The following is a 20707-nucleotide window of genomic DNA, read 5'->3' as shown; positions in this document are numbered from 1 at the left end:
CATTTCTTTCTTGCGAAAATATCCCGGGGGTCCGGGGGCAGCGCCCCCGGCCGACGGTTCAGCCCTGCGCTTCGATCTCGGCGCGGTAGGCCCACTCGACCCAGGGCATCAGCGCCGCCACATCCGCGGCCTCGATCGTGGCCCCGCACCAGATCCGCAGACCGGGGGGCGCATCGCGATAGGAACCGGCGTCCAGCGCCACGCCCTCACGCTCCAGCCGCTTGGCCACGGCTTTGGCGAAAGCCGCACCGTCCCGGATCGCGGGATCGGTGAATTTCAGGCAGACGCTGGTGGTCGATCCCGTCGCCGGATCCTCGGCCAGATCGGCGATCCAGTCCTTGCCGGCGATGAAATCGCGGATTGCGGCGGCATTGGCATCGCAACGCCCGATCAGCGCGGAGAGACCGCCCAGGTTCTGCGCCCATTTCAGCGACACCAGATAATCCTCGACGCACAGCATCGAGGGCGTGTTGATCGTCTCGCCCTTGAAGATGCCCTCGATCAGCTTGCCGCCCTTGGTCATGCGGAAAATCTTCGGCAGCGGCCAGGCCGGAACATGGCTTTCCAACCGCTCGACGGCACGCGGCGACAGGATCAGGACGCCATGTCCGCCCTCGCCGCCCAGAACCTTCTGCCAACTGAACGTCACCACATCCAGCTTGTCCCACGGCAGATCCATCGCATAGGCGGCGCTGGTGGCGTCGCAGATGGTCAGCCCGGCCCGGTCGGCCGGGATCGCGTCGCCGTTCGGCAGCCGCACGCCCGAGGTGGTGCCGTTCCACGTAAAAACCACGTCGCGGTCGAAATCGACCTCGGCGAAATCGACGATCTTGCCGTAATCGGCCTTGCGCACCGTCGCGTCCAGCTTAAGCTGCTTGACTACGTCGGTGACCCATCCCTCGCCGAAACTTTCCCATGCGAGCATCTCGACCGGGCGCGCGCCCAGCAGCGACCACAGCGCCATTTCGACCGCGCCGGTGTCCGAGGCGGGGACGATGCCGATGCGGTAATCTTCGGGAACGCCCAGCACCTGACGGGTCAGGTCGATGGCCTCGGCCAGCTTGGCCTTGCCCACGGCGGCACGATGCGACCGGCCCAAGGGCGCGTCGGCAAGCATGTCCAGCGAATATCCGGGGATCTTGGCACAGGGGCCAGATGAAAAGCGCGGATTGACCGGCCGCGCGGCCGGAGCAGTATTGCCCATATGATTAGCCTTCCAGCTATAAGCGCCGCGTTGGGGCGGCGTGTCCCGCTATCGGCGATATACCCGCGCCGCGATTCCCGCAAGCGGATTTTCGGGTCATCTCCGATGGATGCGGCGATGCGCTGGTGGCTGGAAGCTGGTGGCCGGAAGCTCGCACCCGGAAGCCGGTGCCAGAAACAGGTGACCGGAATGGCAAGCCCGTCACGGAACTGGAAACGCACAGTTAGAAAGGCCGGGTACAAGCGTTAGCCCGACCCGACCTTCCCAAACTCGTAATACGAAAACTGTTTAACAATCCGTTTGCAGGAGACCTCGTCAGTCGTCCAGAACGAAGGTCACCATCATGTTGACCCGAAAGCGGCCGATCTCGCCGCCCTCGCAATCGACACTCTGTTCCTTGATCCAGGCGCTTTTGACGTTGCGCAGCGTCTCATTGGCGCGCTGCAACCCCTGCCGGACGGCGTCTTCAAAGCCCTTTTCCGAGGTTGCGGAAATTTCGGTTACGCGTGCGATGGACATGGCGCCCTCCTGTTAAACATTTGCCCACTAACGCGCCGCGCCGCCGAAGGGTTTCCTGCGATCTGCGCTTTCCACCATGGCGCGAGCGGGCATTGTGTTCTAACCAGCCCCCATCCGCCATTCAAAGCCGCGAGTTTTCCGATGTTCACCGCCACATTGCTTGCAAATCCGACGCGCGCCGATCTGACCCAGAGGCTGGCCGAAAACCTTGCCGCGCGCTGGCAGGCAAGCGGGCTTGACTGGCTGAACCCCGGAATCGCCGTCGATCTGCGCCTTGCCGAACCCCCGGAAGATCAGTGGCGCGTCTGGGAGGAATTGCAGGCTCAGGGCATTGATCTGGTCGTCCAGCCCAGTCAGGGCCGGCGCAAGGCGATGCTGATGGCCGACATGGACAGCACCATGATCGAGCAGGAATGCGTCGACGAACTTGCCGATTTCGCCGGCGTCGGTCCGCGCGTGGCCGAAATCACCGCCCGCGCGATGAACGGAGAGCTTGCCTTTGACGAGGCGCTGACCGAGCGCGTCGGGCTTCTGGCGGGCCTTCCCGAATCCGTCATCCAGGAGGTGCTGGATACCCGCATCACGCTCGCCCCCGGTGCCCAGACCCTGATGGCGACGATGAAGGCCAACGGCGCATGGTGCGTCCTCGTTTCGGGCGGGTTCACGGCATTCACCGACAAGGTGGCCGAGGTGCTGGGCTTTGATCAGACCCGCGGCAATATCCTGATGATCGACGACGGGGTGCTGACCGGGCATGTCTCGCTGCCGATCCTCGGGCGCGAGGCCAAGGTCGACGCCCTGCGCGAAATCACCGAGGAACGCGGGCTGTCGCGGCTGGACGTGATCGCGGTCGGGGACGGCGCCAATGATCTGGGCATGCTGCATCTGGCCGGAACCGGCGTGGCGCTGCACGCGAAACCCGTCGTCGCGGCCCAGACGGATGTCCGGATCAACCACGGTGACCTGACCTCGCTGCTGTACCTTCAGGGCTACGGCTATGAGGAATTCCGCAACGCCTGATCCGTCCGCGCCGCGCCCGACCCAGGGCGGGTGCCGCATCGGTCCTGACCCGAAACACGCTAAACGGCGCGGCGGCGGATTGCCCGGCGCCGTCGGGCGGCTATGGCCCATGGCGCGCCGACGCGGGGCCCGTCGCCAATTTCCGGCGCCACGTCGCGGGCAATTCCTGACGCGACGTTTTGTTTACGTTCGCGTCAACTATATGCCATGATAACGTTGCACCATTTCGGTGCGGCATGTCGATCAGTACGCGGTGAACCAATGGCTGAAGTCACACCCTTATCGGACCTCATGAATATTCGAGAGATGTGTGATCGTTTCGGCGTTACCCCCCGGACATTGCGTTTCTACGAGGCGCGGGAACTGCTGTCCCCGATCCGGCGCGGTCAGCATCGTCTTTACAACCGCGCCGACCGGGGCCGGCTGACGCTGATCCTGCGCGGCAAGCGCTTTGGCTTCAGCCTCGAGGAAATCCGCGAGCTGCTGGAGCTTTACGAGCCCGGCAAGAACATGGCCCAACTGTCCGCCGCCATTCAGATAGGGCGCGAGCGTCTGATCGCGCTGGAACGGCAACGTCAGGATCTGGGCATCGCGATCAAGGACCTGCGCGGCCAGTTGGACCTGATCGAGGAAAAGCTGGCCACCGAAACCGCCAAAACCGAGACCGCCAAAACCGAGACCGCCAAATTCGAATCCCCCGCCCACGGAGAGCTTAAATGACCGCCTATACCCCGCCCGTCCAGGATATGCAGTTCGTGCTGCATGACGTTCTGAAAGTCTCGGAAAGCCCGTTGCCGGGCCACGCCGAACTGGACCGGGAATTCACCGCGGCCGTGCTGGAAGCGGCCGGGCAGCTTGCCGCGGAAGTGTTGGCGCCCCTGAACGCCGTCGGCGACCGCGAGGGCTGCACGCTGGAAAACGGCGTGGTGCGGACGCCGACCGGCTTTGACGGCGCCTTTGCCGCAATACGTGACGGCGGCTGGACCGCGCTTGACTGCGACCCCGAATATGGCGGTCAGGGCATGCCCTATCTTCTGGGGCTGGCGACGGGCGAGATGTTCGTTTCGGCCAACATGGCTCTGAACATGTATCAGGGCCTGACGCATGGCGCCTATTCGGCGATCCACGCCCACGGCACCGATGCGCAAAAGCAGACCTATCTGCCCAGGATGGTCAGTTGCGAATGGACCGGCACCATGAACCTGACCGAGCCCCATGCCGGCACCGATCTGGGCATGCTGCGCACCAAGGCCGAACCGCAGGAGGATGGCAGTTATCTGATCACCGGACAGAAGATCTTCATCTCGGCCGGCGACCATGATCTGGCAGAGAACGTCATCCATCTGGTGCTGGCAAAGGCGCCCGGCGGCGGCGAGGGCACCAAGGGCATCAGCCTGTTCATCGTGCCGAAGTTTCTGGTCAACGCGGATGGCTCGCTGGGCGAACGCAACCGGGTCAGCGTCGGCAATCTTGAAGAAAAGATGGGCATTCACGGCAATGCCACCTGCGTCATGAACTATGACGGCGCCAAGGGCTGGCTTTTGGGCGATCTGCACAAAGGCATGCGGGCCATGTTCACGATGATGAACGAAGCGCGCATGGGGGTCGGGCTTCAGGGCTATGCCTGCGCGGTCGGCGCATATCAGGCGGCGGCAAATTATGCCCGCGAACGTCTGCAGGGCCGTGCCGTTACCGGCGATGCGAACCCGAAGGGCCCGGCCGATCCGCTGATCGTCCATCCCGACATCCGGCGCAGCCTGATGGACCAGAAAAGCTTTCTGGAAGGCGCTCGGATGCTGGCCTTCTGGGGCGCACATCTGATCGACCAGGCCCATAACGGCGACAAGGCGGCGGACGGTATGATCTCGTTACTGACGCCGGTCATCAAGGGCTTTCTGACCGACAAGGGTTTCGACACCACGGTGCTGGCGCAACAGGTGTTCGGCGGCCATGGCTATATCGAGGAACAGGGCATGTCCCAGTTCGTCCGCGATACCCGCATCACCATGATCTATGAGGGCGCGAACGGCGTGCAGGCGCTGGATCTGGTCGGCCGCAAGCTGGCGGCCGATGGCGGCAAACCGATCATGGCCTTCTTCGAGATGGTGAAGGATTTCTGCAAGGAGAACGCCGGCGGACCCCTCGCCGCCGATTTCATCGAACCGCTGAAAGCCGCCTCGAAGGATCTGCAGGCGGCCGGCATGTTCTTCATGGAAAACGGCATGAAGAACCCCAATGCGGCGCTGGCCGGCTCGTATGACTTCATGCATCTGTTCGGTCATGTCGCGCTTGGCCTGATGTGGGGCCGTATGGCGGTGGCCGCGCAGGCGGCGCTGGATGCCGGGGCGGCCGACGCGGGTTTTTACGAGACCAAGCTGGCCACCGGGCGCTATTACATGGCGCGGCAACTGCCGATGACGGCGACCCATCTGGCCCGCATCAAATCCGGCGCCGATCCGGTGATGGCGCTGGATGCCGCGCAGTTCTGAAATTTCGGGCAATCGTCCCGCCGGAACGCGCGCGTGCCTCCGGCGGGGATATTTGGACAAGGAAGAATGCACATAACCTGTCTTTGGGGCCCCGATCCTGCGGGCCCTTGGGCATCATTGCCGGATCGGGGCTTCTTCCTTGACGGCCAACGGCTTCCCAGCCTGTCCCGCATCGACAAACTGCCTCGAAAAGGTTGAGAATTGGTTACCGTCCGCATCTTCCTTGTGAAAATATCCTGCGGGGGTCCGGGGGCGCAAAGCCCCCGGTGAAAACGGAATCGGAGATGGAATGACGGCTCAGCTTTGGTGCTTTGGCGAATCCGGCAATGCCTATAAGGCGGCGCTGACCATGCAGCTGGCCGGTTACGACTGGCAGCCCGTCTATGTCGATTTCTTCAACGGCGAGACCCGCAGCCCCGAATTCCGCGCCATCAACGAGATGGGCGAAGTTCCGGTCTTTCGCGAGGATGGCCTGACGCTGACCCAATCGGCAGTGATCCAGTATCATGTCGCCGAAAAGACCGGCAGTTTTCTGGGCCGCGACCGCAATGAAGTGCTGCGCTGGGTCATGTTCGACAATCACAAGCTGTCGGGACAGATCGGCACCGCCCGATTCCTGCAAAACTTCATTCCGCCGGAAAAGCGTCCACAGCCGGTGATCGACTTCCTGATGGCGCGGCTGAAGACCGCTTACCGGACGCTCGACACCCATCTGACGGGACGTAACTGGGTGGCTGACGATACGTTCACCATCGCCGATGCGGCCTGCTGCGGCTACCTTTTCTACCCGGAACCCTTCGGTTTCGATCGCGCCGAATGGCCCAATATCGACCGCTGGCTGGACGGGCTCAAAGCCCTGCCCGGCTGGAAACATCCCTACGATCTGATGCCCGGCAACCCATCCGAGCGGGCGTAACAGGAGGACCCATGTCAGACGCCTATATCTATGACGCCGTGCGCACCCCGCGCGGCAAGGGCCGCCCCGATGGCAGCCTGCACGAAGTCACCTCGCTGACGCTTTCGGCGGGTCTGCTGAACGCCGTCAAGGAACGCAACAACCTTGAAGGCCATGCGGTCGAGGACGTGATCTGGGGCAATGCCACGCAGGTCAAGGAACAGGGCGGCTGCCTTGCCCGCTCGGCGGTGCTGGCCTCGGATCTGGACGAATCCATTCCCGGCCTGTCGATCAACCGCTTCTGCGCCTCGGGGCTGGAGGCGGTGAACCTCGCCGCCAATCAGGTCAAGGGCGGCGGCGGCAACGGCTATATCGCCGGCGGCGTCGAGATGATGGGCCGCGTGGCCATGGGCAGCGACGGGGCGGCGATCGCCGTCGATCCCTCGGTCGCCTTCAAGACCTATTTCGTGCCTCAGGGCATCAGCGCCGACATCATCGCCACCGAATACGGTTTCACGCGCGAGGAAGCCGACGCGCTGGCGGTGGAATCGCAGCGCCGCGCCGCCGAGGCCTGGGCCGATAACCGCTTCGCCAAATCCATCGTTCCGGTGCGCGACCAGAACGGGCTGGTGATCCTCGATCACGACGAATACATGCGCCCCGGCACCACAACCGAGGATCTGGCCAAGCTGAAGGCCAGCTTCAAGGACATGGGTGAGGTCATGCCGGGCTTCGACAAGGTGGCGATGCTGAAATACCCGCATCTCGACCATATCGAGCATATCCACCATGCCGGCAACTCCTCGGGGATCGTCGACGGGGCCGGCGCGGTGCTGATCGGCAACAAGGAATTCGGCGAGCAGTTCGGCCTGAAGCCCCGCGCCCGCATCCGCGCCAATGCCAAGATCGGGACCGATCCGACGATCATGCTGACCGGCCCGGTGCCGGTGACGGAAAAAATCCTGCGCGAAAGCGGCATGTCGATTTCCGACATCGACCTGTTCGAGGTGAACGAGGCCTTCGCCGCGGTCGTCCTGCGCTTCATGCAGGCGTTTCAGGTCGATCCGGGCAAGGTCAACGTCAATGGCGGCGCGATCGCGCTTGGCCACCCGCTGGGGGCCACCGGCGCCATCATCATCGGCACCCTGCTGGACGAACTGGAGCGGCAGGACAAGAACGTGGGCCTCGCCACGCTGTGTGTCGCGTCCGGCATGGGCGCGGCCACCATTATCGAGCGGGTGTAGGGGAGGTTCCGAAATGACCGATTTCACCATGAAGAAAGACGCCGACGGCGTCGCCATCATCACCTGGGATGTGCCGAACAAGTCGATGAACGTGCTGTCGGAAAACGGCATCCGCGAGTTGGACGGGCTGATCGACGATGCTCTGGCGGACGAAGCCGTGAAGGGCATCGTCATCACCTCGGGCAAGCCCGATTTCGCCGCCGGCATGGACCTGAACGTGCTGGGTTCGATGAAGGAACAGGGCGGGGCCGAGGCGATCTTCGGGCTGGTCATGCAGTTGCATGGCGTCCTGCGCAAGATCGAGCGCGCGGGCATGGACCCGAAGACCATGAAGGGCGGCAAGCCGATTGCGGCGGCGCTGCCCGGCACGGCGCTCGGCATCGGGCTGGAACTGCCTTTGTCCACGCATCGCATCTTTGCCGCCGACAATCCCAAGGCCAAGATCGGCCTGCCGGAAATCATGGTCGGCATTTTTCCGGGCGCCGGCGGCACCACGCGCCTCGTCCGCAAGCTGGGCGCGATGGGCGCGGCACCGCTGCTGCTGGAAGGCAAGCTGAACGATCCGAAGAAGGCGAAAGCCGCCGGCGTCATCGACGAGGTGGTCGAGGATCCGGTCGCCGCCGCGCGCGACTGGGTGCTGAAAGCCAAAGACGCCGATATCGTCAAGCCCTGGGACGCCAAGGGCTACAAGATGCCGGGGGGCGAGCCTTATACCGCGTCGGGCTTCATGACCTTCGTCGGCGCGAATGCGATGGTCCATGGCAAGACGCTCGGCGTCTATCCGGCGGCCAAGGCGCTGCTGAGCGCGGTCTATGAGGGCGCGATGGTGCCCTTCGATCAGGCCCTGAAGATCGAGGCCCGCTGGTTCACCAATGTGCTGATGAACCCCTCGTCCGGCGCGATGATCCGCAGCCTTTTCATCAATAAGGAGGCGCTGGAAAAAGGCGCGAACCGCCCCGATGTGCCCGATGAGAAGGTCCAGAAGGTCGGCATCCTCGGCGCCGGGATGATGGGCGCGGGCATCGCTTATGTCTCGGCCATGGCCGGCATTCAGGTGGTGCTGATCGACGCCAAACAGGAAGCGGCCGACAAGGGTAAGGCGCATTCGGCGGACCTGCTGGACAAGGCGATCAGCCGCAAGAAAGCCACCGAGGAGAAGAAGGCCGAAGTGCTGGGCCGCATCAATGCCACCACCGATTATGCGGCGCTGGCGGATTGCGACCTGATCGTCGAAGCGGTGTTCGAAGACCCCGCGGTCAAGGCCGAGGTGACGAAGAAGGCCGAGGCAGCGATTCCGCCGACCGCGATCTTCGCCACCAACACCTCGACCCTGCCGATCAGCGATCTGGCGAAGGCCAGCAGCCGTCCCGAGCAGTTCATCGGCATCCACTTCTTCAGCCCCGTGGACAAGATGATGCTGGTCGAGATCATCAAGGGCAAACAGACCGGCCCGCGCGCGGTGGCCAAGGCGCTGGATTTCGTGCGCCAGATCCGCAAGACGCCGATCGTGGTCAATGATGCACGCTTCTTCTACGCCAACCGCTGCATCATTCCCTATCTGAACGAAGGCGTCCGCATGCTGGCCGAGGGTGTCAATCCGACCCTTATCGAAAACGCGGCCAAGATGATGGGGATGCCGCTTGGCCCCTTGCAACTGATGGACGAAATCTCGCTGGATCTGGGCGTCAAGATCGCCAAGGCCACCAAAGCCGCGATGGGTGATGCCTACCCCGATGGCGCGGTAGACGAGGTGATCTTCAAGCTGGCCGATCAGGGCCGTATGGGGCGCAAGGCGAATGCCGGCTTTTACGACTATGACGCGGCCGGCAAGCGCGGCGGCTTGTGGGACGGGTTGTCGGTGGCGTGGCCTGAAAGCGCCGATCAGCCCGAACTGACCGAGGTTCAGCACCGGCTGATGTTCATCCAGTCGCTGGAGGCCGTCCGCGCGCTCGAGGAAGGCGTGTTGGAGGATATCCGCGAAGGCGATGTCGGCGCCATCCTCGGCTGGGGCTTCGCGCCGTGGTCGGGCGGCCCGTTCAGTTGGCTTGACATGGTGGGCGCCCCTCGCGCGGTCGAGATCTGCGATCATCTGACCAAGGCCTATGGCGATCGTTTCAAGGCGCCGAAGCTTTTGCGCGAGATGGCCGAGAAGGGCCAGACCTTCTATGGCCGGTTTGGACAGCCGTCCAAGAAAGCGGCGTGATCGCGGGCGCCCCCTGCCGCATCGGCGCATGAAACCTGATTGGCCCCTATTCCCTGACGGGGGCCTTTCTTTTCGGTCACGGCAACACGGTCTCGGATTCGGGCGCGCCGCGATCCTCGGCCGTCGAGCCGCGCAGCACGATCATCAGCCCGGCCGCGATGATCAGGACGATCCCCGCCACCGTCGGCATGTCGGGCAACTCTCCGAACAGAAGCCAGGTCCAGCCGACCGTGACCGGCAGGATGGCATATTCAAGCACCGGCCGCGCGGCTGGTCTCGATCAGCTGATAGGCCCGCATCATCATCGTCACCCCGACGACCGAGCCGATGGCTTGCGCAATGACCCATGCCCAGACGGTCGGCGAAGGCATCGCGGCCGGATGTTGCAGAAACGCGGCGGGGCCGCCGGCCGGGGTCGCGGGCCAGATCAGCAGGTAAAGCGTCCCGATGACGCCGGACAGGGCAAGCGCGGTGAAAAATCCGAAGGTCAGGGTTTCGGCCGTCTCGCCCTCGCACCAGCGGCGGGTGGCGATATTGGCCAGACCATAGAAGAACCCGGCCGCGACCGGGACCATCATCAGCATCGAGATGCCGCCGTTCTGAAACGGTCGCAGCGCCAGCAATATGCCGACAAAGCCCAGACCGACCGCGATGATCCGCACCGGGCCGATCGGGTCGCCATAGACCAGACGCACGATCAGCAGCACGAAGATCGGCGCCGTGAACAGCCCGGCCACGACCTGCGGCAACGGCAGAAACCCAAGGCTGCCGAAATACAGCAGCATCGCAAAGCCCTGCACCAGACTGCGGGCGACGACCGGACGCAGGTTGCGCGGCCAAAGCCGGAAACCCAGCGCACGGGCCGCGGCGATCATCAACGGCAGCGCAATCAGGCCGCGCAGCAGGTGGAATTGCCACAGGCTGATTTCCCTTGCGATGAAACGCACGCCGCAATCGACGAAGCCGATGATAAGGGCATAGCCAAGGATCAGCGCCGCTGCCTTGCCGGTCGGATTTCTGTCCACGCGCGCCCCCCTTGGGCCGTCCTGACGCGACCGCCCCACCCCATCCCGTCACGCCATCCTTGGCACAGGTCGGCACGGACGCAAAGGGGGGCATCCGCATGGGCGTGATCAGCGGAACATGCCCTGCCGCAGCACGATCCCATGATCCAGCCACGCCTTCAGCGCCGCAAGCATATGCGCCCAGCCATAGGCATTCCCCAGCGCCGCTTTCAGCCCGGCAGGCGTTGCCGGCCAGCCGGTTTCGGCGACGCTTACGCGGGTGCGGCCGTCCTGATCCTCGAACCGGAATGTCACCCGCGTCTCATCCGCGCCCTCTATGTCCGACGGCCAGGCGAATTCGATCAGCCCGGGCTTTTCCGCGCGAATGACACGCACCGGGAAAGGCCCGGGGAAATCGGCAAAATCCCAGGTGGCCGTCGCGCCGGTTTCCAGCCGGCCCTTGGCGCCGTTGGTGGTGAAATACTTGGAAAGCTGGGCGGGGTCGGCGACGGCCTCATAGACCTGTTCGACGGGACGGTCGATAAAGACGGCGAAGTCAAAGCCCATATCCTTGTCGGTGATCTCTGACATGGCAGCTCCTATACCCAAGGTTTCGGACGCCCCCAGCATGCGCCGCCGCAACCGCCGAGGCAATCGTGTCGTGGATGCACCGATCCGCTTCAAATCTTCGGCACGGCGCCCGCGCGGAAAGTTGCGGCTTTCCGCCCGTTCCTGTATCGCATGGGCAATAACCCAAGCGCAAAACCGCCACCAAGGACAGGATCCCGATGACCGACGCCCGGATGCCCATCGTCTCGCGCATTTTCATCGCAATCGCGCTGTTTCTGAGCTTTGCCACGGCCGCCCGCGCCTTTGACACTCAGGCGCGCGAGGCGTGGGTCTATGACGTCTCGACCCGCACCGTGATGATGGAAAAGAACGCCGATCAGCCGATGCCGCCGGCGTCGATGTCCAAGCTGATGACGATCTACATGCTGTTCGAGGCGCTGAAGGAAGGGCGCGTCAACATGGACACCCGCCTGCCGGTGTCGACCAAGGCCCGGCAAATGGCCGGATCGACCATGTTCCTGAACGAAAAGGACCGCCCGACGGTCGAGGAGCTTATCCAAGGGATCATCGTGCTGTCAGGCAATGACGCCTGCGTGGTGGTGGCCGAAGGTCTGTCGGGCTCCGAAGAGGCGTTTGCGGCGCAGATGACCGAACGCGCCAAGGGTCTGGGGCTGACCAATTCGCAGTTCAAGAACGCCTCGGGCTGGCCCGCGCCGGGGCACAGCATGACCGCCCACGACCTTGGCGTTCTGGCCCTGCGCCTGATCGAGGATTACCCGGAGCTTTACAAGAATTTCGCGGTCAAGGAATTCCGTTACGACAACCGCGCGCCGGCCAACCGTTTCAACCGCAACCCGCTGTTGAAACAGAACATCGGCGCCGACGGGCTGAAGACCGGCCACACTATCGAAGCGGGCTATGGTCTGGTCGGATCGGCCGTGCAGGACGGCCGCCGGGTGATCTTCGTGATCTCGGGCCTGCCCAGCGATAAGGCCCGCGCCGAAGAGGCCGAGCGCATCGTGAACTGGGCGTTCCGGCAGTTCAGCATGAAAACACTGGTGCCAAAGGGGCAGACCGTCGCCTCGGCACCGGTCTGGCTGGGCGTCAAATCGTCGGTGCCGCTGACCACGGCGGACGGCGTACGGGTGCTGATCCCGGCCGCGGCCGAATCCGGCATCACCGCCGAGGCGGTCTACGACTCCCCCATTCCCGCCCCGATCAAGGCCGGCGACAAGCTGGGCGATCTGGTGCTGAACGTGCCCGGCACCGGCGAAAGCTCGATCCCGCTGATCGCGGCCGAGGATGTGTCCGAGGCGGGCTTTGTCGGCCGCATGAAAAGCGCGGCGATCCGGCTTGGCACCAAGGCCTGGACAGCGGTCGGAAGCTGATCCTGCCCGGCATGTTCATCAGTTTTGAAGGCATCGACGGGTCCGGCAAATCCACACAGGCGCGGCTTTTGGCCGATCATCTGCGCGCCGAAGGACGCGAGGTCGTCCTGACGCGCGAACCCGGCGGCAGCCCGGGGGCCGAGGAAATCCGCCGGCTTCTGGTCGAAGGCGGCGCCGACCGCTGGTCGGCGGAAACCGAGCTTTTGTTGTTCAACGCCGCCCGTCGCGATCACGTCGAGCGCCGGATTCGCCCGGCGCTGGAGGCCGGGCAAACCGTGATCACCGACCGCTTTGCCGACAGCAGCCGCGTCTATCAGGGCGTCGCGCGCGGCCCCGCGTTGCGCGAGTTGGTGGATGAGTTGCACCGGCTCGTCATCGGGCTTGAGCCCGCGCTGACCTTCGTCATCGACCTTGACCCGGACCGGGCGCTTGATCGAAGCCACGCCCGCGGCAGCATCGAAGATCGGTTCGAGCGGCTGGGCCCCGATTTTCAGCGCCGCCTGCAGATGGGCTTTCGCGCCCTCGCGGTCGAGTTTCCCGAACGCGTCCGGATGATCGACGGGGCGGGAAGCCCCGCGGCGGTCGCGGCCCGCGTGCTGGCCGCGCTGGGATGAGCGACGACACCGACATCCCGGAACCCGACCGGGTTCCCGGTGCGCCCCACCCGCGCCATACCCCGCAGATTTTCGGTCAGGACGAGGCGATCGCCAGCTTTGCCGACGCGATGGGTCACGGCCGGTTGCATCACGCTTGGCTTTTGACCGGTCCGCGCGGGGTCGGCAAGGCGACCCTGGCCTGGGCCATCGCGCGCAAGCTGCTGGGGGATCAGGCCAGCGCCGCCCTGCCCGGTCTGGCGGTCGATGGCACCGATCCCGTCACCCGCCGTCTGGCCGCCTTGTCCGAGCCGCGCCTGCACCTGACGCGCCGGCCGTGGGATGAGAAAACCAAGCGACTGCGGGCCGAAATCACCGTCGATGAGATCCGCACGCTGCTGTCCTTCTTCCACCTTTCGGCGGCCGAGGGCGGCCATCGCGTCGCCATCATCGACGCCGCCGATGACATGAACACCGCCGCCGCGAACGCGCTTTTGAAGATGCTGGAGGAACCGCCGGCCGGCGCGGTGATCCTGATGGTCGCCCATCAGCCCGCGCGGCTTTTGCCGACGATCCGCTCGCGTTGCCGGGTGCTGCGGCTGGCGCCGCTTGCCCCCGCCGAGATGGCGCAGGCGATGGCGCAGGCGGGGGCCGAGCCCGGCAAGGATGCCGAGGCGCTCGCCGCCCTCGCCGGCGGTTCGGTGGGCGAAGCGCTGCGGCTGGCCGGTCAGGACGGCCTGCCGGTCTATCAGTCCATCGTCGATCTTTTCGGCCGCCTGCCCGATTTCGACCGGCCGCGCGCGCGGGCGCTGGCCGACGCGGCGGCGGGGCGGCCCGGAGCCGACGGCGACCCGTTCGATCTGGTGGTGACGCTTCTGGATCTGTTCCTGTCCCGCACCGCCCGCGCCGGCCTGATCGGCGCGCCGCTGGAGCAGGCGGCACGGGGCGAAGCACAGTTGATGGCGCGGATCAGCCCCGATGACCGCGCCGCGCGGGCCTGGGCCTCGGCGCAGGCGGATCTGGGCGCGCGGGTGCGCGCCGGCCGGGCGGTCAACCTTGACCCTTCGGCGCTGGTGATGGATATGCTGACGACATTGGCGCAGGTTCCCGCGCGATGACCACAGGCCACTGATGACCACCGAAACCCCGCCGACCGGGACACCGCCCGCCATCGTCGACAGCCATTGCCATCTCGATTTCCCGGATTTCGCCGGCGAGCTTCCGGCCATCGTCGCCCGCGCGCGCGAGGCCGGCGTGACCCGCATGGTCACCATATGCACCGCGCTGCGCAACGAACCCGCGGTCCGCGCCATTGCCGAGGCGCATGACGGCGTTTTCTATGCCGCCGGCACCCATCCGATGAGCGTCGCCAAGGAACCCATGGCCTCGGTCGCGGAGCTGGTCGCGCTTGCGGCGCATCCGAAATTCGTCGGCTTCGGCGAAACCGGACTTGATTATCACTATACCGCCGAATCCGCTGCCCAGCAGGCCGAAAGCCTGCGCATCCATATCGAGGCTGCGCGCCAGACCGGCCTGCCGCTGATCATCCACGCCCGCGATGCCGATGACGACATGGCCCGGATCCTTAGCGAAGAACATCGCGCCGGCGCCTATTCCTGCGTCATGCATTGCTTTTCCAGCGGTGAGGGGCTGGCGCGCGCCGCGATTGATCTGGGGTTCTACCTGTCCATGTCGGGCATCGCGGCGTTTCCACGTAGCGCCGAATTGCGCGCCATCTTCGCGGCCTGCCCCCCTGACCGGGTGCTGGTTGAGACCGACGCCCCCTATCTGGCGCCCCCGCCTTTTCGCGGCAAACGCAACGAGCCCGCCTATACCGCCCATACCGCCCGCCGCGGCGCCGAAGTGTTCGGCATGGACTATGCCGATTTCGCCGCCCTGACCTCGGCCAACTTCGACCGGCTGTTCAGCAAGGCCAGCGGGGTCAGGTAATGATGCGGGCGACGATCCTTGGTTGCGGATCGTCCGGCGGGGTGCCGCGTATCGGCCCCCACTGGGGTGCCTGCGACCCCGCCGAACCCCGGAACCGCCGCCGCCGCTGCGCGCTGCTGATCGAGAAGATCGCGGACGGCGGCACCACGACCGTGCTGATCGACACCGGCCCCGACATGGTGGGCCAGTTGCTCGACGCGGGCGCCTCGACGCTGGACGGGGTGGCGTGGACGCATTCCCACGCCGACCACCTGCATGGCATCGACGACCTGCGTCAGGTCGCCTTCAACAATCAGGCCATCGTGCAGGGTTATGCCGACGCCGCCACCGCCGAGGTGATGCAGGAGCGTTTCGGTTACATCTTCCGCACCCCCGAATGGTCGGCCTATCCGCCGGTCTGCGCGCTGAACCTGATCGACGGACCGTTCACCATAAAGGGCGCCGGCGGCCCGGTCGAAATGATCCCCTTCGCGGTCGATCACGGCGGCTTCCCGGCACTGGGCTATCGCGTCGGATCGCTGGTCTATCTGCCCGATGTCAAGGCAATTCCCGAAACCGCGTGGCAGATCATCGCGGGCGCAAAGGTGTTCATCTGCGACGCGCTGCGCCCGCGGCCGCATTCAAGCCACGCGCATCTTGATCTGACGCTGGAATGGATGGCGCGGCTTGAGCCCGAGATCGGCATCATCACCAACATGCATATCGACCTTGATTATGCGACGCTGCTGACCAGCCTGCCCGCCGGCGTTTTCCCGGCCTATGACGGCATGCAGATCGAGATCCCCGGATGAGCGCGCTGTTCACCGTCATCCTGCCGGTCTTTCTGGTGATCGGCTTTGGTTGGGTGGTCAGTTGGCGCGGGTGGTTCAGCGAAAGCGCCGTCGACGGGCTGATGCGCTTTGCCCAGAATTTCGCCGTGCCGGTGCTGTTGTTCAAATCCATGGCCGAGATGGATCTTGGCGCCGAATTCGATCTGAAACTGCTGCTGCCGTTCTATATCGGCGCTTTCGCCGCCTTTACGGTCGGCTGGCTGGGAACCCGCTATGTGCTGCGCCGCCCGGCCGAGGATGCGGTCTCGATCGGCTTTGCCTGCCTGTTCTCCAACTCGCTTCTGCTGGGCCTGCCGATCATGGAACGGGCTTATGGGCCGGATTCCCTGTCGGGGAACCTTGCGATCATCGCGATCCACTCGCCGCTGCTTTACACATTCGGCATCACCCTGATGGAGTTCACCCGCGCCCGGGGTGAGGATATCGGCATCGGCCGGGTCGCGGCGCGGGCGCTGTCGGGCGTGCTGCATACGCCGCTGGTCATCGGCATTCTCAGCGGTCTGGCGCTCAACGTGCTGATCCAACTGGGCCTGTCGGTGCCGGAAACCGTCTGGTCGGCGGTCGAGATGATGAGCCGCTCGGCCCTTCCGGCGGCGCTGTTCGGGCTGGGCGGCATCCTTTACCGCTATCGCCCCGAAGGCGAGATGCGGGCCATCGCCATGGTCTGCGGTGCCTCGCTTGTCCTGCATCCGGCGATCACCTTTGGCCTTGGGCATCTGTTCGGGCTGGGCGCGGCGGGAATGCGTTCGGCCGTCGTCACGGCGGCGATGGCGCCGGGGGTCAACGCCTATCTGTTCGCAAGCATTTACGGCGTCGGCAAACGGGTCGCGGCTTCATCGGTTCTGATCGCGACCACGGTTTCGATCCTGACGATCTGGTTCTGGCTTAGCGTTCTGCCGTGAATCAACCCGGTTTTCGCAGAACCACCGCCATCTGTTCCAGTTTTTGATAGTCGTCGACAACCTCGACCACATCGAATTTCCGGCCCCAGATCCGGCGTACGAATTCTTCACCGACATAAGCGTGGCCATAGTCATAGGCGCCGAATGCGTTTCCTACGCTGAAATACATCATCTCGCCCAATTCGAACATGCGGGTAATTTCCGACGGTCCGCCGCATTCGGTAATCATCTGTCGCTGCGCACGGTGCCCCGCAGGCAGGTTTTCGGGATCTGCACCGAAAAGATACGACATATGACCGCGACCATAGGTCGTCAGAATAAGCGTCGCACCCGGACGTGCGATGCGATGAAATTCGTCCAGCCAGCGCGTCGCCTGAATGGCGCTGAAATGAGAGAATACCAAAGGGTAAGTAAGACGGCCTTTCAGGGTCAAGAGGGCGTGATGCCGCGCAACCTCTCACCCCGCCGCCTGAGCAGTTCGACCACTGCCAGAAGCGCGATCGAGACGATGACCAGCAATGTGGCGACGGCAAGGATCGCCGGGCTGATCTGCTCGCGGATGCCGTTCCACATCTGGCGGGGGATGGTCTGCTGATCGGGGCCGGCCAGAAACAGCACCGCCACGACCTCATCGAACGAGGTGACAAAGGCGAACAGCGCGCCCGAGATCACGCCCGGCAGGATCAGCGGCATGATCACCCGGAAGAAGGTCGTCCGGGGATTGGCGCCAAGGCTGGCGGCGGCGCGGGACAGCGAGTGATCAAAGCCGATCAGCGTGGCGGTGACGGTGATGATCACGAAGGGAATGCCCAGCGTCGCATGGGCGAGGATCACGCCCAGATAGGTGTTGGCAAGACAGCCACGCGACGAAAGCACCGGCCGCAGCAACTCGCCCAGCCAGCTGTTCGTCGGCACGCAGGTCGAGGAGTAGAAGAAGAACAACCCCGTCGCGGTGATGATGATCGGCACGATCATCGGCGAGATCAGGATCGCCATGATCAGCCGCCGCCCCGGCATTTCCGGCCGGGACAGGCCAAGTGCCGCCAGCGTGCCCAACACGGTCGCGATCAGGGTCGAAAAGAAGCCGATGATGAGCGAATTCTTCGCCGCCCGCACCCAGGTCGCGTTGGCGAAGGTATCGGCCCAGGTCGGCGCATCGGGGTTCGAGGTGCCGAAGGCCGCGAGGTTGCGATACCAGCGCAGCGAATAGCCCTCCGGATCAAGCGCCAGCATCTTCGAGGTGAAGGTAAAGAACGGCTCGGCGTTGAAGCTCAGCGGGATGATGATCAGGATCGGCGCGATCAGGAAAATGAAGATCAGCGTGCAAATGACCAGATAGGTCCAGTGCCAGACCCGTTCCAGCGGTGTTGCATATGTCGGAAGCGCCATGTTCGGTTACCCCAGCTTCAGATTGTCGATGCCGACAAGACGGTCATAGACCCAGTAAAGAACCAGCACTCCCGCCAGCAGCAGCGACGCCAGCGCCGCCGCCATCGACCAGTTCAGCGTCTCCTGCATATGCATGGCGATCATGTTCGAGATCAGTTGCCCCGAAGCGCCGCCGACCAATGCGGGCGTGATGTAGTAGCCAACCGCCAGAATGAAGACCAGTAACGCCCCCGCCCCAAGCCCCGGAAGGGTCTGGGGGAAATAGATGCGCCGGAATGCGGTCCAGCTTGTCGCGCCAAGACTGCGGGCGGCGCGGACATAGCTGGGGTTGATCGTGCGCATCACCGAATACAGCGGCAGGATCATGAACGGCAGCAGGACATGGGTCATCGCCACGATGGTGCCGGTCTGGTTATAGATCATCTGGATACGGCCATTGTCGTCGATGATCCCCAGCGCCACCATCAGGCTGTTCAGCACGCCCTGTTGTTGCAGGATCACCATCCACGAGGTCGTGCGCACCAGAAGCGAGGTCCAGAACGGCAGCAGCACAAGGATCATCAGCAGGTTGGAATAGCGCAGCGGCAGGTTCGCCAGCAGATAGGCCACCGGAAAACCAAGGACGAACGTCATCAGGGTGATCAGCGCCGACAGGAAAAGCGTGCGCATGAACAGCGTGATATAGATCCGCTGCTGTGGCGCGACCTGAACGATATTGCCCTTGTCGTCATGGGTTCGGTCCAGCGCGGCAAGATAGAAATTCGCCGTGTAGGGCGTCGAGGCCGATCGCATCGCGCCCCAGATTTTCGGGTCGGCCCATTTCGCGTTGACCTCGGGCAGGGACTGCATGAAGGGCGGCTTCAGCTCATCCGCCTTGCGTCCGGTCGAGGTGAAAAGTGATCGCGTCCCGGCGACGTCGTAATTGATCCGTGTGCCGACCACGCCGATGGTCTTGGCCTTGGCCGAGGCGACGATGTCGGCGACCAGCGCGGCATAGGCGGCCTCGTCCGGCGCGACGCCGGGGTTTTCGGCGAACCATGCCGATACCTGCGGCATATTGGCCGAAAAGCCGTTGTTGTGAACCGAACGGCTGAGCATCTGGAAGATCGGGACCACGAAGGTCAGCAGAATGAACATCAAAAGCGGCAGCACCAGCAGGAAGGCACGCCACCGCGCCCGCCGCGACGAACGCGCCAGCGCACGGGCCAGCGGCCGCCCGTCAGCGGTGGTCAGCGGCGCCGTCGGGCGCCCCCCCGAGGCTTCGGTGGCGATGGCTGCATGCGGATCGAGCGGTAATGACATGATACTGTACGGTCCTGCGGGAAGGGATGCGCCACCCCGTCACAAACGGACGGGATGGCGGTTTGCGTGATCGGACGGCCGGGGTCAGCTGGCCAGCCAGGCGTTGAAACGCTCGCTCATCTCGGCGTCGTGGTCGGCCCAGAACTCCGGATCGTCCATGACGGCGGTGGTCATGTATTCGGGGTTGGTCGGCATATAGGGCGCCATTTCGGTCTTGCCGTCCTGATACATCCCGACCAGCGCGGCCGAGGATTTGCGCGCCGGGCCATAGGCGATGTATTTCGCCTGTTCCGCCAGTTGCTGGGTATCGGTCGCGAACTTCAGATACTCCATCGCCGCTTCCGGGTTGGGCGAGCCTTTCGGGATCGCGAACATGTCCAGATCCATGTACTGCCCGTCCCAGATGATCTCGAAGGGCTTGCCCTCGGCCACCATGGCGTCGAAGAAGCGGCCGTTATAGCCGGTCGCCATCGTGACCTCGCCATCGGCCAGAAGCTGCACCGGCTGGGCGCCGGCCTCCCACCAGACAACGTCTTTCTTGATCGTGTCGAGTTTCGCGAATGCCTGATCCACGCCTTCGGGGGTGCCGAGCTTTTCATAGATCTGGTCGGGCGGCACGCCGTCGGCGATCAGCGCCAGATACAGCGTCCGCTTGGGGTTCTTCGGCAATCCGCGCTTGCCGGGGAAATTCGTGGTGTCAAAGAAATCCGCCGCCGTCTTGGGCGCCTTGTCCCCGAACTTGGTCTTGTCATAGGCGATGACCGTGCCCCAGAAGATGTTGGCGACGGCGCAATCGCGCAGCGCCCCGTCAAGGAAATCCTCGGCGGCGGGGGTGCCGTCGGGCGCGGCGGGCAGATCGGCGGGGTTGATTTCCACAAGCGCGCCTTCGTCGCACAGACGGATCGCGTCGCTGACCTCGATATCGAACACGTCGCCGGTGATGTTATTGGCCTCGACCTGCGCCTTCAGCGGCGTGGCCGGGTTGTCGGCGGCAATCATGTTGACCTTGATGCCGGTCTTGGCCTCGAACGGCTTGTTATAGGCCTCGACCTGGGATTTCTCATAGGCACCGCCCCATGAGACAACGTTGACTTCCTTGTCCTGCGCATTGGCGGTGAACGCCATGCCGCAAAGCGCGGTCGTCAGTATGAGGGTCTTCTTCATCTTCAGCTCCCTGTTATGCCCCGCCGCCCGGTTTGGTCCGG

Annotated in this window: 21 protein-coding genes; 12 read left to right on the top strand and 9 right to left on the bottom strand. The window is 64.3% G+C overall.

Going from position 1 to position 20707, the window contains the following annotated elements:
• Positions 1-58: 58 nt before the first annotated feature.
• Both ACFSCT_RS18475 and ACFSCT_RS18470 read right to left on the bottom strand, forming a co-directional pair.
• Entirely contained in the window at positions 59-1204 is a 1146-nt protein-coding gene (locus ACFSCT_RS18475) for a phosphoserine transaminase (RefSeq protein ID WP_379145240.1), read from the bottom strand.
• Between the two features lie 315 nt (positions 1205-1519).
• A complete protein-coding gene (locus ACFSCT_RS18470; RefSeq protein ID WP_379145238.1) occupies positions 1520-1723 on the bottom strand; it encodes a dodecin family protein in 204 nt (67 codons plus the stop codon).
• Positions 1724-1864: 141 nt separating this feature from the next.
• Between ACFSCT_RS18470 and serB the strand changes: the two genes are divergently transcribed.
• The 6 genes from serB (at position 1865) to ACFSCT_RS18440 (ending at position 9574) form a co-directional block, all read left to right on the top strand.
• Entirely contained in the window at positions 1865-2743 is an 879-nt protein-coding gene (gene serB, locus ACFSCT_RS18465; RefSeq protein ID WP_379145236.1) for a phosphoserine phosphatase SerB, read from the top strand.
• Between the two features lie 291 nt (positions 2744-3034).
• Positions 3035-3463 carry a MerR family transcriptional regulator gene (locus ACFSCT_RS18460; protein WP_379145234.1) on the top strand — a complete coding sequence of 143 codons (429 nt, stop codon included), beginning with the start codon at positions 3035-3037 and terminating at the stop codon, positions 3461-3463.
• Positions 3460-5232 (top strand): acyl-CoA dehydrogenase C-terminal domain-containing protein, encoded by a 1773-nt coding sequence (locus ACFSCT_RS18455; protein WP_379145232.1) that lies wholly within the window; start codon positions 3460-3462, stop codon positions 5230-5232. The genes ACFSCT_RS18460 and ACFSCT_RS18455 overlap by 4 nt, the downstream gene beginning before the upstream one ends.
• Before the next feature lie 289 nt (positions 5233-5521).
• Positions 5522-6148 carry a glutathione S-transferase family protein gene (locus ACFSCT_RS18450; protein WP_379145230.1) on the top strand — a complete coding sequence of 209 codons (627 nt, stop codon included), beginning with the start codon at positions 5522-5524 and terminating at the stop codon, positions 6146-6148.
• A gap of 11 nt (positions 6149-6159) precedes the next feature.
• Entirely contained in the window at positions 6160-7371 is a 1212-nt protein-coding gene (locus tag ACFSCT_RS18445; protein WP_379145228.1) for an acetyl-CoA C-acetyltransferase, read from the top strand.
• Between the two features lie 13 nt (positions 7372-7384).
• Positions 7385-9574, top strand: a complete 2190-nt coding sequence (locus ACFSCT_RS18440) for a 3-hydroxyacyl-CoA dehydrogenase NAD-binding domain-containing protein (RefSeq protein WP_379145226.1) — start codon at positions 7385-7387, stop codon at positions 9572-9574.
• A 76-nt stretch (positions 9575-9650) separates the two neighbouring features.
• Here ACFSCT_RS18440 and ACFSCT_RS18435 read toward each other — a convergent pair whose 3' ends face one another.
• From ACFSCT_RS18435 to ACFSCT_RS18425, 3 genes are all read right to left on the bottom strand, one after another.
• Positions 9651-9833 carry a hypothetical protein gene (locus tag ACFSCT_RS18435; protein WP_379145225.1) on the bottom strand — a complete coding sequence of 61 codons (183 nt, stop codon included), beginning with the start codon at positions 9831-9833 and terminating at the stop codon, positions 9651-9653.
• The gene (locus tag ACFSCT_RS18430; RefSeq protein WP_379145223.1) at positions 9826-10599 is read right to left on the bottom strand and encodes a DMT family transporter; all 774 of its coding nucleotides are present in this window, start codon (positions 10597-10599) and stop codon (positions 9826-9828) included. The genes ACFSCT_RS18435 and ACFSCT_RS18430 overlap by 8 nt, the downstream gene beginning before the upstream one ends.
• Positions 10600-10707: 108 nt before the next feature.
• A complete protein-coding gene (locus ACFSCT_RS18425; RefSeq protein ID WP_379145221.1) occupies positions 10708-11169 on the bottom strand; it encodes an SRPBCC domain-containing protein in 462 nt (153 codons plus the stop codon).
• A 197-nt stretch (positions 11170-11366) separates the two neighbouring features.
• Between ACFSCT_RS18425 and ACFSCT_RS18420 the strand changes: the two genes are divergently transcribed.
• The 6 genes from ACFSCT_RS18420 to ACFSCT_RS18395 are packed head-to-tail and all read left to right on the top strand — an operon-like array spanning position 11367 to position 16811.
• Positions 11367-12536, top strand: a complete 1170-nt coding sequence (locus tag ACFSCT_RS18420) for a D-alanyl-D-alanine carboxypeptidase family protein (RefSeq protein WP_379145219.1) — start codon at positions 11367-11369, stop codon at positions 12534-12536.
• Between the two features lie 11 nt (positions 12537-12547).
• On the top strand, positions 12548-13150 hold the full coding sequence (gene tmk, locus ACFSCT_RS18415; RefSeq protein ID WP_379145217.1) for a dTMP kinase: 603 nt from the start codon (positions 12548-12550) through the stop codon (positions 13148-13150).
• On the top strand, positions 13147-14247 hold the full coding sequence (locus ACFSCT_RS18410; protein WP_379145215.1) for a DNA polymerase III subunit delta': 1101 nt from the start codon (positions 13147-13149) through the stop codon (positions 14245-14247). Before tmk ends, ACFSCT_RS18410 begins: the two co-directional genes overlap by 4 nt.
• Before the next feature lie 13 nt (positions 14248-14260).
• Positions 14261-15079 (top strand): TatD family hydrolase, encoded by an 819-nt coding sequence (locus tag ACFSCT_RS18405; RefSeq protein ID WP_379145213.1) that lies wholly within the window; start codon positions 14261-14263, stop codon positions 15077-15079.
• Positions 15079-15870: an MBL fold metallo-hydrolase gene (locus tag ACFSCT_RS18400; protein ID WP_379145212.1), complete on the top strand. Its 792-nt coding sequence runs from the start codon at positions 15079-15081 to the stop codon at positions 15868-15870. Before ACFSCT_RS18405 ends, ACFSCT_RS18400 begins: the two co-directional genes overlap by 1 nt.
• Positions 15867-16811 carry an AEC family transporter gene (locus tag ACFSCT_RS18395; protein ID WP_379145211.1) on the top strand — a complete coding sequence of 315 codons (945 nt, stop codon included), beginning with the start codon at positions 15867-15869 and terminating at the stop codon, positions 16809-16811. Before ACFSCT_RS18400 ends, ACFSCT_RS18395 begins: the two co-directional genes overlap by 4 nt.
• A 1-nt stretch (position 16812) precedes the next feature.
• Here ACFSCT_RS18395 and ACFSCT_RS18390 read toward each other — a convergent pair whose 3' ends face one another.
• The 4 genes from ACFSCT_RS18390 to ACFSCT_RS18375 all read right to left on the bottom strand — a co-directional run bounded on the left by ACFSCT_RS18390 (position 16813) and on the right by ACFSCT_RS18375 (position 20666).
• The gene (locus ACFSCT_RS18390) at positions 16813-17244 is read right to left on the bottom strand and encodes a hypothetical protein (protein ID WP_379145209.1); all 432 of its coding nucleotides are present in this window, start codon (positions 17242-17244) and stop codon (positions 16813-16815) included.
• Positions 17241-18200, bottom strand: coding sequence for an ABC transporter permease (locus ACFSCT_RS18385; RefSeq protein ID WP_379145207.1), 960 nt, complete (start codon positions 18198-18200; stop codon positions 17241-17243). Before ACFSCT_RS18385 ends, ACFSCT_RS18390 begins: the two co-directional genes overlap by 4 nt.
• A gap of 6 nt (positions 18201-18206) precedes the next feature.
• Positions 18207-19502: an ABC transporter permease gene (locus ACFSCT_RS18380; protein ID WP_379145206.1), complete on the bottom strand. Its 1296-nt coding sequence runs from the start codon at positions 19500-19502 to the stop codon at positions 18207-18209.
• An 84-nt stretch (positions 19503-19586) separates the two neighbouring features.
• Entirely contained in the window at positions 19587-20666 is a 1080-nt protein-coding gene (locus ACFSCT_RS18375; RefSeq protein WP_379145205.1) for an ABC transporter substrate-binding protein, read from the bottom strand.
• Positions 20667-20707 lie beyond the last annotated feature (41 nt).

This window comes from Paracoccus pacificus (assembly GCF_042680785.1).
In the GTDB taxonomy this organism is placed as follows: Bacteria; Pseudomonadota; Alphaproteobacteria; order Rhodobacterales; family Rhodobacteraceae; genus Paracoccus; species Paracoccus pacificus.
The sequence above is the reverse complement of the archived record's forward strand: the minus strand, read 5'-3'. Positions and strand labels throughout refer to the sequence as shown.